This window comes from Butyricicoccus pullicaecorum DSM 23266 (assembly GCF_900167005.1).
Classification (GTDB): domain Bacteria; phylum Bacillota; class Clostridia; order Oscillospirales; family Butyricicoccaceae; genus Butyricicoccus; species Butyricicoccus pullicaecorum.
This window is the reverse complement of record NZ_FUXW01000016.1, coordinates 15,875-30,337: the sequence shown is the minus strand read 5'-3', so window position 1 is coordinate 30,337 and position 14,463 is coordinate 15,875. Positions and strand designations below refer to the sequence as shown.

Genomic DNA, 14,463 nt, shown 5'->3' with positions numbered 1-14,463 from the left:
ACAGCGATGAATCATCTTGATCCGGCTACCAGCGCAAACGTGCTGGTCGAAGCCCTTCCCTACATTCAGGAATATTATGGTCAGACGGTTGTCGTCAAGTACGGCGGCAACGCCATGATTAACGAAGAACTCAAGGACGCGGTCATTCACGACATCGTTCTGCTCTCGCTCGTCGGCGTGCGCGTGGTCGTCGTCCACGGCGGCGGCCCCGAAATCTCGGAAATGCTCAAAAAGATCGGCAAGGAATCCCGCTTTGTCAACGGTCTGCGCTACACCGACCGCGAAACCATGGACATCGTTCAGATGATCCTGTGCGGCAAGGTCAACAAAGACCTTGTCACCCTGCTCGAGCATGCTGGCGGTCAGGGCATCGGTCTGGGCGGCATGGACGGCGGCATGTTCCGCGCCAAGCGCATGACCGATGAGGAAGGCACCGATTACGGCTATGTCGGTGACATCGTTGAGGTCAATCCCCAGCCTGTCATCGACGTGCTGGCACGCGGCTACATCCCGGTCGTGTCCACCGTTGCACAGGGCATCGACGACGACACCAACTACAACATCAACGCCGATACCGCGGCGGCAAAGCTCGCCATTGCTCTGGGCGCAAAGAAGCTCATTCTGCTGACCGACGTGCGCGGCCTGCTGCGTGACCCCAAGGACGAAAGCACCCTGCTCACCCGTCTGAAGGTCTCCGAAGTCCCGGCGCTCATCCGCGACGGCGTCATCTCGGGCGGCATGATTCCCAAGGTCGATTGCTGCGTCGAGGCCATCCGTAAGGGCGTCGAACGTGCCAATATTCAGGACGGCCGCGTCAAGCACTCCATCTTGATCGAATTGCTCAGCGACGACGGCGTCGGCACCATGTTTATCTAAACGGATTCCCGCCCGCAGGCGTTATGAAAGTTTCGCCAGCCTTTTCAAAGGCTGCGGGTTCTCAGGGCAGCGCCCTGAGTCGCACTCCTCAGAGTGCGAAATCCCCTTTTTGAAACCCGGTGTCCGCCCCGGGTTTCAACCAAACCGTCGTTCTCTTCCCAATCATCCCCAGAACGACCTCACCCATCTCTCACAATAGAAGGGATCATCTATGACTTATCAGGAACTCAAATCAGAAGAACAGCAATACGTCATGCAGACCTATGGCCGCTTCCCCATCGCACTTGACCACGGTCAGGGCGCACAGCTCTGGGACGTCGAGGGCAAGCGCTATATCGACCTGGCATCCGGCATCGGCGTAAACTGCTTAGGCTATAATCACCCCGTCCTCACCCACGCCATCGAGGAACAGATTCACAAGCTCATGCACGTGTCCAACCTGTTCACCACCGCACCCATGGTACAGACCGCAAAAACGCTGGTAGAGGCGACCGGCATGGGCAAAGTCTTCTTCGCAAACTCGGGCGCAGAGGCCAACGAAGGCGCCATCAAGCTCGCACGTAAATACAGCTACGACAAGTATGGCAAGGGCCGCAGCAAGATCATCACCCTTTGGAACTCCTTCCATGGCCGCACGGTGACCACGCTGAAGGCAACCGGTCAGACCCGCTTCCACGACTACTTCTTCCCCTTCACCGAGGGCTTTGACTACGCAACCGCAGGCGATCTGGACGACCTCAAATCCAAGATCGACGACTCGACCTGCGCTGTCATGTTCGAGCTCATTCAGGGTGAGGGCGGCGTGCTCCCGCAGGATCCGGCCTTTGTACAGGCTGTCCGTGAGCTGTGCACCGAGAAGGATCTGCTGCTCATCGTGGACGAAGTGCAGACCGGCATCGGCCGTACCGGCTCGCTGTTCTGCTTCCAGCAGTACGGCATCCTGCCCGACGTCGTGACCATGGCCAAGGGTCTGGGCGGCGGCGTGCCGATCGGCGCGGTCATGGCGGCGAAAAACTGCTGCGATGTCCTGACCCCGGGCACCCACGCGACCACCTTCGGCGGTACCCCGACCGTCTGTGCGGCTGCAAACGCTGTACTCTCCATCGTAAACGACGAGAAATTCCTCGCGGAAGTCCGCAAAAAGGGCGAATACCTCAAAAACGCCATCCTGTCCCTGGGCTCTCCCGCCATCCACGGCGTGCGCGGCAAGGGTCTGATGCTCGGCATCATCGTCGATGAGGGTCAGCACAGCGTCTTCGCAAACAAGCTCATCGAGCACGGCGTACTCGTCATCACGGCAGGCAAAAACGCTGTCCGCCTGCTGCCGCCGCTCACCATCACCTATGAGGAGCTCGACGAGGCCATCGCCATCATGAAAACCGTATTTTGTGACTGATAGAAAGGATATTGCACCATGAAACACCTGCTCAAGCTGCTCGATCTGTCCTCCGAGGAGATCGTTTCCATCCTCGACCTGGCAGACCAGCTCAAATACGAGAAGAAGAACAACATTCCGCACCGCCTGCTCGAGGGCAAGTCTCTGGGTATGATCTTCCAGAAATCCTCCACCCGTACCCGTGTCTCCTTTGAGACCGGTATGTACCAGCTCGGCGGTCAGGCGCTGTTCCTGTCCTCCCGTGACCTACAGATCGGCCGCGGCGAGCCCGTTCAGGACACCGCTCGCGTTCTGTCCCGCTACCTCGACGGCATCATGATTCGTACCTTCGCCCAGAAGGAAGTCGAGGATCTCGCAGAATACGGCTCCATCCCGATCATCAACGGTCTGACTGACTTCTGCCATCCCTGTCAGGTTCTGGCCGACCTCATGACCATCCGCGAAAAGTACGCTTCGCTCGACGGCATCCAGCTGACCTACATCGGCGACGGCAACAACATGGCAAACTCCCTCATCGTCGGCGGCCTCAAGACCGGCATGAAGGTTCACATCGCCTGCCCCGAGGGCTACCAGCCCGACCCGACCGTGCTCGAGTTCGCCAAAGGCAACCCCAACTTCATGCTCACCACCGACCCGATGGAAGCTGCTGCAAACGCCGACGTCGTCTACACCGACACCTGGGCTTCTATGGGTCAGGAGGCTGAGAAGGAAGCACGCGCCAAGGCGTTCCAGGGCTATCAGGTCAACGATACCCTGATGGCTGCCGCACACGAGGGCGCTATGGTTCAGCACTGTCTGCCCGCTTACCGCGGTCAGGAGATCACCGACGAGGTCTTCGAGGCACACGCAGACGAGCTGTTCGAAGAGGCAGAAAACAGACTGCACGCACAGAAGGCCGTTATGGTCAAACTTATGGGCGGCGAGCAGTAAGCCCCTTTGTTTGTTCAGACCCGAGTCCAAATGGATTCGGGTCTTTTTCTGTCTTCTCCGTATTCTTTTCGGTTTTCTCTCTGACCTTCCAAAAATTTTTGTCTGTGCTCTAAATTCTTTTTGCTCATACAGAAATTTTTTCTGTTTTCTTGCTCGTAATCAGAATTTTTTACGGTATCCCTTTCGTTTTCAGCTCTCCTCGCAACCGAAAACCCGTATTTTTTGCTTATTTTCCGCTGTTTTCTCCAAAACACAGCCCTTTGTGCTATAATAATAAGCGTTGTGTGTAAGAAAAAAAGAGCGGCGGTGCCGCTGAAACAAAAGGAAGGGTAATTTCAGTCATGTTAGAAAACGCGATCTCCTGGCTGCGCGACTTCATCTGGGGTGTCCCGATGATCGTGCTGCTCTTCGGAACGCATCTGTTTTTGACGTTCCGTCTCAAGTTCATCCAACGGCACACATTCCGTGCCGTCAAATTATCCACCCAGTCCGATGACGGCGCGCACGGCGATATCTCGCAGTTCGGTGCGCTGGCAACCGCACTCGCGGCGACCATCGGCACGGGCAACATCATTGGTGTCTCGACCGCAATCGCACTCGGCGGCCCCGGCGCGGTGTTCTGGTGCTGGATGACCGGCGTGTTCGGTATCTCCACCAAGTACGCAGAATCGCTCCTGTCGGTTAAGTACCGCGTCCGCCTCAAGGATGGCTCGATGGCCGGCGGCCCGATGTACACTATCGAACGCGGTCTGGGTATCAAGTGGCTGGCCGTCCTGTTCGCCGTTTTTGCCGTCCTGGCAACCTTCGGCGCTGGCTGCACCGTACAGTCTCATGCAATCACCGATGTTATCCGCACTTCGTTCGGTGTCAATCCGGCGATCTCGGGTATCGTCGTCACCATCCTGACCGCTGTCGTCATTCTGGGCGGCGTTAAGCAGATCTCCCGCGTATGCGAAAAGCTCGTGCCCTTCATGGCTCTCTTTTACATCGTTGGCTGCGCGGTCATCCTGTTCTTAAACCGTGCTTTCCTGCTGCCCGCACTCGGCACCATCGTTACTTCGGCATTCTCGCTCAAGTCCATCACCGGTGGTTTCCTGGGCTCGGCTATGATGATCGCCTGCAAGTACGGTGTCGCACGCGGTCTGTTCTCCAATGAATCCGGTCTGGGTACGGCTCCCATCGCTGCCGCTTCCGCACAGACCAAAAACCCCGTCCGTCAGGCGCTGGTCTCCATGACCGGTACATTCTGGGACACGGTTATCGTATGTGCCATTACCGGTATCGTCATCGTATCCACCCAGCTGCGTCTGCCTGAACTGTATGTGAATGTCAAGGATGATGCACTGACGCAGATCGCATTCTCTCAGCTTCCCTACGTTGGCAGCTACGTTCTGGCGATTGCATTGTCCATCTTTGCATTTACCACCATTCTGGGCTGGTCGTATTACGGTGAGCGCTGCGTCACCTATCTGTTCGGCGCAAAGCGTGTTATGATCTACCGCATCGTTTTCCTCGTTGTTCTGTTCTACGGTGCGATTGCCGATCTTGGTATTATCTGGACGTTCTCCGACCTGATGAATGGCCTGATGGCATTTCCCAATCTGGTGTCTATCCTGCTGCTGTCCGGTGTCATCGTCAAGGAAACCAAGCATTATTTGTGGGATAAGCGCCTGGATGAACACGCACCTCCGGCTCCTGTGGTCGACGAGTGAGTTTAATTCCCGCCCGCAGGCGATAAGCGGGTCCGGGTCTGCGACCCGGCGCGATCCAGCCGCGCAGGCTGGCCGCGCTCCGCAGAGCGCGGAATCCCCTTTGATTCCCGGTGTTCGCCCCGGGAATCAACCAAAACAAACACAAGAAAAAAGACCGTCCTCTCGGACGGTCTTTTTAGAGATTGCGCACTCTGCGGAGTGCGCTTTATTTTTTCCTTTTTGTTGATTTTCGCAAGCGCGAAAATCAAATAGGGGATTCCGCGGCTTGCGAGCCGCGTCTCAGGGCTCTGCCCTGAGAACCCGCAGCCTTTCGAGAAAGGCTGGCGAAAGCTTCCACATTGGGTGCGGTGCTGATCTTAGAATGCGATCTTCTTTGCCAGGTAGTGTACCAGATCGTCGATCTTCACACGCTCCTGCTCCATGGTATCACGGTCACGAACGGTAACGCAGCCGTCCTGCTCGGTCTCAAAGTCAACCGTGATGCAGTACGGGGTACCGATCTCATCCTCACGGCGGTAACGCTTACCGATGGAACCAGCATCGTCAAAGTCTACATTGAACTTCTTGGACAGCTTCTCCCATACCGGCATTGCCTGCTCGGTCAGCTTCTTGGACAGCGGCAGTACAGCAGCCTTGAACGGTGCCAGAGCCGGATGCAGACGCAGTACGGTGCGCACGTCGTCCTTACCGTTCTTATCCTGACCAACAACTTCCTCGTCGTATGCGTCGCACAGAAATGCCAGTGCAACACGGTCAGCACCCAGAGACGGCTCGATAACGTACGGAATGTACTTCTCGTTTGCTTCCTGATCGAAGTATTCCATCGATACGCCCGAAGTCTTCTGATGCTGGGTCAGGTCGAAATCGGTACGGTCTGCAATGCCCCACAGCTCGCCCCAGCCAAACGGGAACAGGAACTCAATGTCGGTGGTTGCGTTGGAGTAGTGCGACAGCTCCTCCGGGTCGTGGTCACGCAGACGCAGATTCTCGTCCTTCATGCCCAGCGACAGCAGCCAGTTGTGGCATGCGTCCTTCCAGTACTTGAACCACTCCAGATCGGTGCCCGGCTTGCAGAAGAACTCGAGCTCCATCTGCTCAAACTCACGAGTACGGAAGGTGAAGTTACCCGGGGTGATCTCGTTACGGAACGACTTACCAACCTGACCAACACCGAACGGAATTTTCTTACGGGTGGTACGCTGGATATTCTGGAAGTTAACGAAAATACCCTGCGCGGTCTCGGGACGCAGGAAGATCTCGTTTTTTGCGTTCTCGGTAACGCCCTGGAAGGTCTTAAACATCAGGTTGAACTGACGGATATCGGTGAAGTTATGACCGCCGCAGTTCGGGCATGCGATCTGATGCTCGTTAATATATGCCATCATCTGCTCGTTCGACCAGCCTGCCGGATTCTCACCGGTGGTCTCCTCGATCAGCTGGTCAGCACGGTGACGGGTCTTGCAGTCCTTGCAGTCCATCAGCGGGTCGGAAAAACCGCCGACATGGCCGGATGCAACCCAAGTCGTCGGGTTCATCAGGATGGCAGAATCCAGACCGACGTTGTACGGGGACTCCTGCACAAACTTCTTGCGCCATGCTGCCTTGACGTTGTTCTTGAACTCAACACCAAGCGGGCCGTAATCCCAGGTGTTCGCAAGGCCGCCGTAAATCTCCGAGCCGGCGTACACAAAACCGCGACCCTTGCACAGGGCAACGATTTTTTCCATGGTCTTTTCGCTGTTCTTCATTTTTTGTTGTTCTCCTTTCGGCGTATATGGCGTATACACACATAGATTTAAGAGTATATACAGTTAGTCTACCAGTTTACCCGGTAAAGTCAAGGAAAAGCGCGGAAAAACCCGGGAAATTTTGCACAAATTTCACCTGAGAAACCGACCGCAGGTTTTGGTACTTGACGCATCGCCCGATTGCATGGTAAACTATATAGGCAAATATTTACCCCTCGAGGTGTAGCGCAGCTGGTAGCGCGCCTGCTTTGGGAGCAGGATGCCGCAGGTTCGAGTCCTGTCACCTCGACCAAACGAAACGGTATGCAGTCAATCTGCATGCCGTTTTTTTATTGCCTGTGTGCTCTTTCACCAGGACTCGAACCTGTTTTCAATCGCGCCGCGAGCCGAAGCCGCACCCTGCGGGTGCGTGCTTCGAGTTCTGTCACCGTAGCTATAGTAGATCAACTCAGAGGATTATCACTTTAGTCTAAATTCGCACACAAAATTTCCCAAAAATCAAATTTTCGATTTATCGTAATCACACATTTCCAAGTTGCACTTCCATAATCTTCAGGCTTAAAATAACCACCGCTATTTACAAATTCTTCGCCATCATAATTTATTTCAGTTTGTGCAATAAGATCTATATTTTTAGATACGACTTGCTGCTTTCCAAAATCTTCTGTTACTAGAAATTCAATATCTTCTTCCCCAAATTCGTCCTCATCATATTGATCATGTTCGCGAACTCTAGCCGATAAATTAACTACTTCTTCGTATTTAGCTGTATACAAAGTATTGTATTTAACTCGTTCTTCTTTTGATTCACAATAAATAAATTTGTCAAAATCGTCACCAATATAACTGTTTTCAACAAGTTCCCAGTCAACCGCAACAGTATATTTTATCCCAGATGACCCTGGGATAAAATAATTATTTTTTGCTATTATATTAAATTTTACAAAATATATTATTAACAAAATAATAGGAATATAAAATACCAGCTTTAAACACCTTAAAATCCAAACATTCTTAATTTTTTCTTCTGCAAGAAAAGGAATCCATGGTATAGCAAATCCGCAAAAGCAAAACCCAAGTGCAAACCATAATTTATATCCATGCGGCACCATAAAATAACATGATATATAAAATATGATAGAATAAATTATTATGTATATTAATTTAATTTTGTTGCTCAATGATATACTCATTACATGCCCTCCTAACACATATAATTCACCAGTTAAAATTATATAGTAATTTAAAAGTTTCTCTACCGAAGTTAATCCATAACACCTAGTTACTCCCTAGTTGAGTCTTAACCCCATCTCCATGCACTCTTCGTTTTACGCAATATCACTAGGCATCATTTCTTTTATCATAGCATACACCATACCACCTGACAATGCATACACTTCCAATCGATCTTCCATCCCAGCTTGCCGCACACTGCATTCGAATGTATAATGAAAGAAAATCCATTCCTTCTTTCAGGAGAAACATTATGATTCGAGAAATCTGTAAAGACGAAACTTTCTTAGCCCAAAAGGCCGAGCCTGCAACCCCGGACGATCTGTCCATCGCTGCCGATCTGCTGGAAACACTGGAACACCACAAAGACGGCTGTGTCGGCATGGCGGCCAACATGATCGGCATCAACAAACGCATCATCGCGTTTGACAACGAGGGCACGTATATGATTATGTTCAATCCGGAAATCGTCAAGAAATCCCAGCCCTACCAGACCGAAGAGGGCTGTCTGTCGCTGACCGGCATCCGTCCGACAAAGCGCTGGCAGTCCATCAAAGTGCGCTACCAGAATGAAAAATTTCAGGAGCGCTTCAAGACCTTTACCGGCTGGACGGCGCAGATCATCCAGCACGAAATCGACCACTGTGAGGGCATTATCATCTAAAAGGAGGCTTGACCATGTTCCAAAACCGTGTTGTCGTCGTGACCGGCGGTGCCAAGGGCATCGGCAAGACCATCGCGGATGAATTCCGCAAGGCCGGTGCGCACGTATGCGTGATCGACCTGCTGGAAAACGACTATTTTGTCGGCGATCTGGCCGATCAGACCGTGCTCGATGCCTTTGCAGACAAGGTCATTGCAGACTATGGCCGGGTGGATGTGCTCGTCAACAACGCTCTGCCGCTCATGAAAGGCATTGACGAATGCACCTACGAACAGTTTAACTATGCGCTGCGCGTCGGTGTCACCGCACCGTTCTATCTGACCAAGCGCTTTGCGCCCTATTTTGCGCCCGGTGCATCGGTCATCAACATTTCTTCCTCCCGCGACCGCATGAGTCAGCCCCAAACCGAGAGCTATACCGCGGCCAAGGGCGGTATCTCCGCGTTGACCCACGCGCTTGCGGTCAGTCTCGCGGGCAAAGTCCGGGTCAACTCCATCTCTCCCGGCTGGATTGACACCGATTTCACCGTATATGACGGTGCAGACGCGATCCAGCATCCTGCCGGCCGAGTGGGCAATCCGCTGGATATCGCCAACATGGTGCTCTTCCTGTGCTCGGACAAGGCAGGTTTTATCACCGGCGAAAACATCTGCATTGATGGCGGTATGACCCGTCAGATGATCTACCACAACGATTTTGGCTGGAAACTGCAAACAGACTAAAGACAAAGGCCGTCTGCGCCAGTGCACAGACGGCCTGCTTTTTTACTTTGCCCAGTATCGAACGGCATCGCGCAGGAAGCGGGCACAGCCCGAAACCTGACGGTCATAGTAGGTGGTGAATCGCTCATCTGCTACATAAAGCTCTGCGATTCCACGGTGCTTGGCCGGGTCGTACCGGTTGTCGGTGATGGTCAGCCAGCGGCGGTGCAGGTCGGTAATAGCCTGCCCTTCCTCGCTCTGCGGGGACAATCCAGCCTGCACGGCATCTTCCAGTCGGTTCTGGATTTCCTGACCCAGGCGGCTCCATTCCTCATACTGCGCCTGCGTCAAGCCCATGATCGCAGTGTGTGCCGCGTCCACCTGCTCATCTCCATATTTGGCACGAATTTCCGCTCCGTAGGTCTGTTCGTTATGCGCTACGACTCTTTCCTTAAATGCTTCAAACTTCTGTGCGTCGCTCATGATCTCATTCCTTTCCTGTGCTCTGATGGTATCTTTCACCGATCGAATCAGTGCTTGCAGCCGCCTCTGCTCGGTCTCCAAAGCGGTCAGGTGACTGCGCAGAGCGGCCAGACGGTCAAAGGAAGGATTGTCCAGGCATTCTTTGATCTGTGCCAGCTCCACCCCAAGCGCACGATAATAGAGAATGTCCTGCAATCGGTCGACCTCTGCCCCGCTGTAATAGCGGTAACCGCTCTCCGCCACCCGGCTGGGCTTGAGCAGACCGATCTCGTCGTACCAGCGCAGGGTGCGGGTGGTCACCCCGGACAGGCGCGACAGCTGCTGAATGGAATATTCCATGTTCATCCCTCCTTACCGACAGTGTAACAGTTGACGGAACGTCAAAGTCAAGAGAAAAATATATTTCTTGCGGAAGATTTCAAAATCTGGTATACTGATGGCAGCACAACGATGAGAGGAGGCCATCTTATGTTTGGACCAAACCCCGACGCTATTCACCCAAATGAAGCCATTCCCAGTCTTTGTTACATCAAGAACGTCATCACCCGCCCCAACATTGAGATTGGTGTGTACACCTACTATGACGATGCCGAGACCGGCGGCGTGGATTTTGAGTCCCACGTGACCCATCACTACGAATTTATCGGGGACAAACTCATCATCGGCAAGTTCTGTGCCATCGGCAAGGGTGTAGAATTTGTGATGAACGGTGCCAACCACCGCATGGCCTCGGTTACGACCTATCCCTTTAACATCTTCGCACACGGATGGGAGAAATGCACGCCGACGCTGGACGAACTGCCCTTCAAGGGCGATACGGTGGTAGGAAACGACGTGTGGATTGGACAGAATGTCACCGTCATGCCCGGTGTGCACATCGGTGACGGTGCGATCATTGGCACAAATGCGGTCGTTGCCAGCGATATCCCGCCCTACACGATTGCAGCCGGAAATCCCTGCCGTGTGATTCGTCCCCGCTTTGACCCGGAACTGACCGACTACCTGCTCGCGCTACGGTGGTGGGACTGGGATGCAGACAAGATTTTCCGCAACTTAGAAGCCCTGTGCAGCGGTGACCTGACCCGAATCCGCAAAATCGTCCCGTAATGGGCGCAGGCAACTTTCGTCATTATCTTTTTTATGCGAGGTATCTCCATGGAACTCGGTCTGACCTTCCCCTTACAGCGTTTTCTCAAACAAAAAACCGACTACGGCACCCAACCCGACCGCCGGTACTGCTGGGACGCGCACGTCATCGACCTATGCGGACGCAAAAGCTTGCTCGCCGTGCACTGTCACAGCCGATATAGCTTTGTGTGCTTTGACGTGCCTCCGCTCGCGTGGCGCGATTTACCCGCGCTCTTTGAAACCGGACTGCGCGACAGTCTGACCGCTGCCGGATTTGCCCAGTCGGTCATCGACGGCTATCTGTCCCGCGCGGGTGCGCTGTCTCTGACCCGCACGCATGGCCGCCGGGAAGTCGCCTTCCTCAACCGTGCATGGGATGACGTGCTCACGCTCGACATGGCCGTGGACACCGCTACGCAGGTGCAGCCCCTGCTCGATGCCGCCGTCAACGCCCGCCCAAGCCGCTGCGTCGGCTTCGATGGACTGGGCACGGCTGCGTCGCGCATCGAGTTTTCCCTTTTGGGTGATTGAATCCCCATTTACAGACAAAAAACCGCCCTTGCAGGCGGTTTTTCTTTTATTTTAAGGAAATACATTCACAGACTGGTCTGCACCAGACGGTCTGCCAGAAATTCGCGCAGTTCGGGCAGCGTGCCGGTGATCAGGTCGCGCTTTTGCAGAACGGTCACCGACTCCGCATAAATGGGCAGCATCAAGTCCTCGGTCTCGATGAGGTAGGTTAGCTGCGTGAGCGGTACGGTGTACTTCTGGTCGGGCTGGTCATACACTTCCAGTGTTAAGTCCTGTTCAGTAATCGTAAAATATGCCCGTTCCAATCTTTGCATATAATTTCGTCGTGTAAGCAGCTCCTTTGCAGCGCGATCATAAGCAGTTACACGCGGCTTCCTGCACGTGAGCAGGCAGGCCAAACCGAGCACGGCTTCACCAATTCCTATAGGCAGCAAAATCCCGTATCTTGCCCCCGCTCCATATCCTAACACACATAGGAAAAATGCACTGAGCATGCTCAATATAGCGAGCAATATTCGCTGATACCGCCACAAAAAAATTATGCCAGTGAAAATAGCCACAATACTACATGGAAGCAAATGTCCTAATTGATCAGGTGCACTCACTATTGGAACGAATATGTACATACCCAGCAACCAGTCGATCAGTCCCAACACGGTACGCCGTCTGCGGCGTTTTCTGCGCACCTCTGCGGGTGCTTTGGGCACTCGGCGCAGCCGGTCGACCAAACGCCAAGTACCCGGGTACTTGCGTCTGGACTCCTGCTCGTTATAGGCTTCCAGCGCACAGCTGACCTGCGGCATCAGAGCTGCGGTATCCATCGGGCTGATTCGGAAGACAAATTCAGACGACATGGCGTGGCCTCCTTGTACGCTCAAAAGGTTATTTTTATGATCTATCTGCAAAATATTCCTGTAAATATGAAATAGTATATCATAGGTTTTTATCCACTTTATGAAATTTTTGCAAATTATATTTCCCGCATTTTGTCCTATATCATCGGTTTTTCGTCACATTTTTCCTGCATTTTTATCTTAAAAATGGCAGAAATTCTCATTTTGTTCTTTCAATCGCTCACAGCGCATGTTACAATGAACAAAATACCGTGCGCTCTGCCGCGTGTCGACTGGAGGCCGTCCCTCATGCAAGAAAAATCTGACTCCCGCTCATTTACCGCCGTCTGGCTGTGTCTATTCCTGTTCAGCGGCTTGTTTGCCGTGCTGCAAGCCTTCATCCTGCCCCCGCTCCATCTGCCCCAAGGCGTTATGTTCATGCTGTGTTCCTGCTTGGCCGCCTCTCCAATTCTCTGCTACGGCAGCCGTACCGGTGTCTGGCGACTCTATCCGGTGACCGGCACACAGCGTCCCCCGGTGCGCGTCTTTCTCTATCTGTTCAGCATCATTCTGATCCTCAATCTGCTGCTCTCGCTGTGCACGCCTGCCATAGAACACGCGCTGCGTCTGGTCGGCATCGGCCTGCGTGAGGTCACCATCAATACAGCCTCTTCCCTGTCGCTGACTCTGTACGTCTGCATCGTTGCCCCAATCGTTGAGGAACTGATTTACCGCGGTGTTATCCTGCGCAAGCTGCTGCCCTATGGCACGCACCTAGCAATCGTGCTGCCGGCGGTGTGCTTCGCACTGATGCACCACAATTTCTATCAGGGGCTGTCCGCTGTACTGGGTGGTCTGGTCTATGGCTTTGTCGCCCTGCGCTACTCGCTCGCCGCTTCCATCTGCCTGCACATTGCCAAAAATATCATTTCGACCGTGCTTCCCCTGCTCGAAAAGAGCGGCGAACTGGGCGCTTGGGCCACGCTTCTGCTCTTCTTCATCGCCGGCGTTTTTGTGCTGATCGGCTCTATCATCGTCATTCGGCGCAAGTCGTTCCGGCTTCCGCAGTCGGTGTCCTTCCCCAACCAGCCGCGTGCCATTCTGTCCCATCCTGCGCTCTGGCTGGTCCTGCTGTTTGACACGGCGATGCTGATTGTGCTGAGCTTTACCCACGTGTAACAGCATCTATATCACAAAAACCGCCTTTTCAGGCGGTTTTGTTGTACTGTTATGCTTTTTGGTTGGCGTAAGTCTGTCTCAGCCGTTCTAAAATCTCCTCGTCTGCCGGGCAGAAAGCATACTGTCCGATTTCATCCGCAGTAATCCAGCGAATATCATTGTGCTCGAGCATCTGCGGCTCGCCCTCCACGATGGAGGCGTGAAAGAGAACCAGATGGACGGTAATGTCCGGGTAGGTGTGCGTGACTTCCATAAACGGCTCGCCGACCGACACCGTGACCCCAAGCTCTTCCCGGCACTCACGCACCAGCGCTTGTTCCCCGGTCTCTCCCGGCTCTACCTTTCCACCGACAAACTCCCACAAAAGTCCCCGCGCCTTATGCGCCGGTCGCTGACAGATCATAAACTCTTTGCCCCGCCAAATCAGAGCAGCTACTACTTCGGTCACCATATTTTCCCTCCGTTAGTCGTTCTTTTTCTCAATTATACGGCCTTTTTAGGGAAAAGGGAATAGAGAAGAGTGAAGAAGTGAAAATCATTCCTTCACTTATTACCTATTCCCTATTACTTCTTACTTCCAAAAATCGACCCGCTTGTTTAAGTAAAAGTGAATAGTGAAGAGTGAAGAAGTAAAAATCATCCCACTTATTACCTATTCCCTATTACTTCTTACTTCCAAAAATCGACTTCTCCGTTTTCACGGAAAAGCGAATCGAACATCGCGAATAAGCAAAAAAAAACGACAAGCTCCTTGCGAAACTTGTCGATTTTTGGTGGACCTGGAGGGATTCGAACCCTTGACCTCTCGGATGCGAACCGAACGCTCTCCCAACTGAGCTACAGGCCCATAATATACAAAATTTCTAATCGGTTTTGCCAGAAAAAGGCTCCTGACAATTTTTAATTATACTCTCCCATACTCAATTGTCAAGGGGAACGCATCCCATTTTTCCCGACCTGTGCGGCACAAAAAAATCTGCCGATTTTGCCCGCCTCTGCCTTGCTTTTCCACGCCGTGAACCATATAATAAGTGTACCAAACCGATTGT

At 53.1% G+C, this 14,463-nt stretch carries 14 protein-coding genes and 2 tRNA genes; 10 read left to right on the top strand and 6 right to left on the bottom strand.

The window, feature by feature from the left end:
• Positions 1 to 6: 6 nt before the first annotated feature.
• The 4 genes from argB (at position 7) to B5D52_RS14065 (ending at position 4,914) form a co-directional block, all read left to right on the top strand.
• Positions 7 to 876 carry an acetylglutamate kinase gene (gene argB, locus B5D52_RS14080; RefSeq protein ID WP_016148552.1) on the top strand — a complete coding sequence of 290 codons (870 nt, stop codon included), beginning with the start codon at positions 7 to 9 and terminating at the stop codon, positions 874 to 876.
• Positions 877 to 1,087: 211 nt separating this feature from the next.
• Positions 1,088 to 2,272, top strand: a complete 1,185-nt coding sequence (locus B5D52_RS14075; protein WP_016148553.1) for an acetylornithine transaminase — start codon at positions 1,088 to 1,090, stop codon at positions 2,270 to 2,272.
• Positions 2,273 to 2,290: 18 nt separating this feature from the next.
• Positions 2,291 to 3,202 carry an ornithine carbamoyltransferase gene (gene argF / locus B5D52_RS14070; RefSeq protein WP_016148554.1) on the top strand — a complete coding sequence of 304 codons (912 nt, stop codon included), beginning with the start codon at positions 2,291 to 2,293 and terminating at the stop codon, positions 3,200 to 3,202.
• Positions 3,203 to 3,543: 341 nt separating this feature from the next.
• A complete protein-coding gene (locus B5D52_RS14065) occupies positions 3,544 to 4,914 on the top strand; it encodes an alanine/glycine:cation symporter family protein (RefSeq protein ID WP_016148555.1) in 1,371 nt (456 codons plus the stop codon).
• 356 nt (positions 4,915 to 5,270) lie between these two features.
• On the opposite strand, the gene B5D52_RS14060 is transcribed toward B5D52_RS14065, so the two are convergent.
• Positions 5,271 to 6,662, bottom strand: a complete 1,392-nt coding sequence (locus B5D52_RS14060; protein ID WP_016148556.1) for a glycine--tRNA ligase — start codon at positions 6,660 to 6,662, stop codon at positions 5,271 to 5,273.
• 216 nt (positions 6,663 to 6,878) lie between these two features.
• Here B5D52_RS14060 and B5D52_RS14055 point away from each other — a divergent pair.
• Positions 6,879 to 6,954, top strand: a tRNA-Pro gene (locus B5D52_RS14055).
• A gap of 172 nt (positions 6,955 to 7,126) precedes the next feature.
• Here B5D52_RS14055 and B5D52_RS14050 read toward each other — a convergent pair.
• Positions 7,127 to 7,855, bottom strand: coding sequence for a hypothetical protein (locus tag B5D52_RS14050; protein WP_016148557.1), 729 nt, complete (start codon positions 7,853 to 7,855; stop codon positions 7,127 to 7,129).
• Between the two features lie 293 nt (positions 7,856 to 8,148).
• On the opposite strand from B5D52_RS14050, the gene B5D52_RS14045 reads away from it, so the two are divergent.
• Together B5D52_RS14045 and B5D52_RS14040 are read left to right on the top strand one after the other, a co-directional pair.
• Complete coding sequence (locus B5D52_RS14045; RefSeq protein ID WP_016148558.1) at positions 8,149 to 8,559, top strand: peptide deformylase; 411 nt, start codon at positions 8,149 to 8,151, stop codon at positions 8,557 to 8,559.
• 14 nt (positions 8,560 to 8,573) lie between these two features.
• The gene (locus B5D52_RS14040) at positions 8,574 to 9,281 is read left to right on the top strand and encodes an SDR family oxidoreductase (RefSeq protein ID WP_016148559.1); all 708 of its coding nucleotides are present in this window, start codon (positions 8,574 to 8,576) and stop codon (positions 9,279 to 9,281) included.
• A 42-nt stretch (positions 9,282 to 9,323) separates the two neighbouring features.
• On the opposite strand, the gene B5D52_RS14035 is transcribed toward B5D52_RS14040, so the two are convergent.
• Positions 9,324 to 10,082 carry a MerR family transcriptional regulator gene (locus tag B5D52_RS14035; RefSeq protein ID WP_016148560.1) on the bottom strand — a complete coding sequence of 253 codons (759 nt, stop codon included), beginning with the start codon at positions 10,080 to 10,082 and terminating at the stop codon, positions 9,324 to 9,326.
• 129 nt (positions 10,083 to 10,211) lie between these two features.
• On the opposite strand from B5D52_RS14035, the gene B5D52_RS14030 reads away from it, so the two are divergent.
• Together B5D52_RS14030 and B5D52_RS14025 are read left to right on the top strand one after the other, a co-directional pair.
• Complete coding sequence (locus tag B5D52_RS14030; RefSeq protein WP_016148561.1) at positions 10,212 to 10,850, top strand: Vat family streptogramin A O-acetyltransferase; 639 nt, start codon at positions 10,212 to 10,214, stop codon at positions 10,848 to 10,850.
• Between the two features lie 48 nt (positions 10,851 to 10,898).
• Positions 10,899 to 11,402 carry a DUF6933 domain-containing protein gene (locus tag B5D52_RS14025; protein ID WP_016148562.1) on the top strand — a complete coding sequence of 168 codons (504 nt, stop codon included), beginning with the start codon at positions 10,899 to 10,901 and terminating at the stop codon, positions 11,400 to 11,402.
• Positions 11,403 to 11,467: 65 nt separating this feature from the next.
• Here the strand turns inward: B5D52_RS14025 and B5D52_RS14020 are convergent, their stop codons facing one another.
• Complete coding sequence (locus B5D52_RS14020; RefSeq protein WP_016148563.1) at positions 11,468 to 12,256, bottom strand: hypothetical protein; 789 nt, start codon at positions 12,254 to 12,256, stop codon at positions 11,468 to 11,470.
• Between the two features lie 288 nt (positions 12,257 to 12,544).
• On the opposite strand from B5D52_RS14020, the gene B5D52_RS14015 reads away from it, so the two are divergent.
• The gene (locus B5D52_RS14015; RefSeq protein ID WP_016148564.1) at positions 12,545 to 13,414 is read left to right on the top strand and encodes a CPBP family intramembrane glutamic endopeptidase; all 870 of its coding nucleotides are present in this window, start codon (positions 12,545 to 12,547) and stop codon (positions 13,412 to 13,414) included.
• Positions 13,415 to 13,463: 49 nt separating this feature from the next.
• Here the strand turns inward: B5D52_RS14015 and B5D52_RS14010 are convergent, their stop codons facing one another.
• Together B5D52_RS14010 and B5D52_RS14005 are read right to left on the bottom strand one after the other, a co-directional pair.
• Entirely contained in the window at positions 13,464 to 13,862 is a 399-nt protein-coding gene (locus tag B5D52_RS14010; protein WP_040332987.1) for a (deoxy)nucleoside triphosphate pyrophosphohydrolase, read from the bottom strand.
• A gap of 323 nt (positions 13,863 to 14,185) precedes the next feature.
• A tRNA-Ala gene (locus B5D52_RS14005) sits at positions 14,186 to 14,261 on the bottom strand.
• Positions 14,262 to 14,463: the final 202 nt, after the last annotated feature.

Bases quoted from the DNA above. Each gene is read 5' to 3' on its own strand.
- argB (WP_016148552.1), top strand. From the start codon at position 7: ATGAATCATCTTGATCCGGCTACCAGCGCAAACGTGCTGGTCGAAGCC.
- B5D52_RS14020 (WP_016148563.1), bottom strand. From the start codon at position 12,256: ATGTCGTCTGAATTTGTCTTCCGAATCAGCCCGATGGATACCGCAGCT.
- B5D52_RS14030 (WP_016148561.1), top strand. From the start codon at position 10,212: ATGTTTGGACCAAACCCCGACGCTATTCACCCAAATGAAGCCATTCCC.
- B5D52_RS14040 (WP_016148559.1), top strand. From the start codon at position 8,574: ATGTTCCAAAACCGTGTTGTCGTCGTGACCGGCGGTGCCAAGGGCATC.
- argF (WP_016148554.1), top strand. From the start codon at position 2,291: ATGAAACACCTGCTCAAGCTGCTCGATCTGTCCTCCGAGGAGATCGTT.
- B5D52_RS14035 (WP_016148560.1), bottom strand. From the start codon at position 10,082: ATGGAATATTCCATTCAGCAGCTGTCGCGCCTGTCCGGGGTGACCACC.
- B5D52_RS14045 (WP_016148558.1), top strand. From the start codon at position 8,149: ATGATTCGAGAAATCTGTAAAGACGAAACTTTCTTAGCCCAAAAGGCC.
- B5D52_RS14060 (WP_016148556.1), bottom strand. From the start codon at position 6,662: ATGAAGAACAGCGAAAAGACCATGGAAAAAATCGTTGCCCTGTGCAAG.
- B5D52_RS14025 (WP_016148562.1), top strand. From the start codon at position 10,899: ATGGAACTCGGTCTGACCTTCCCCTTACAGCGTTTTCTCAAACAAAAA.
- B5D52_RS14065 (WP_016148555.1), top strand. From the start codon at position 3,544: ATGTTAGAAAACGCGATCTCCTGGCTGCGCGACTTCATCTGGGGTGTC.
- B5D52_RS14050 (WP_016148557.1), bottom strand. From the start codon at position 7,855: ATGAGTATATCATTGAGCAACAAAATTAAATTAATATACATAATAATT.
- B5D52_RS14015 (WP_016148564.1), top strand. From the start codon at position 12,545: ATGCAAGAAAAATCTGACTCCCGCTCATTTACCGCCGTCTGGCTGTGT.
- B5D52_RS14075 (WP_016148553.1), top strand. From the start codon at position 1,088: ATGACTTATCAGGAACTCAAATCAGAAGAACAGCAATACGTCATGCAG.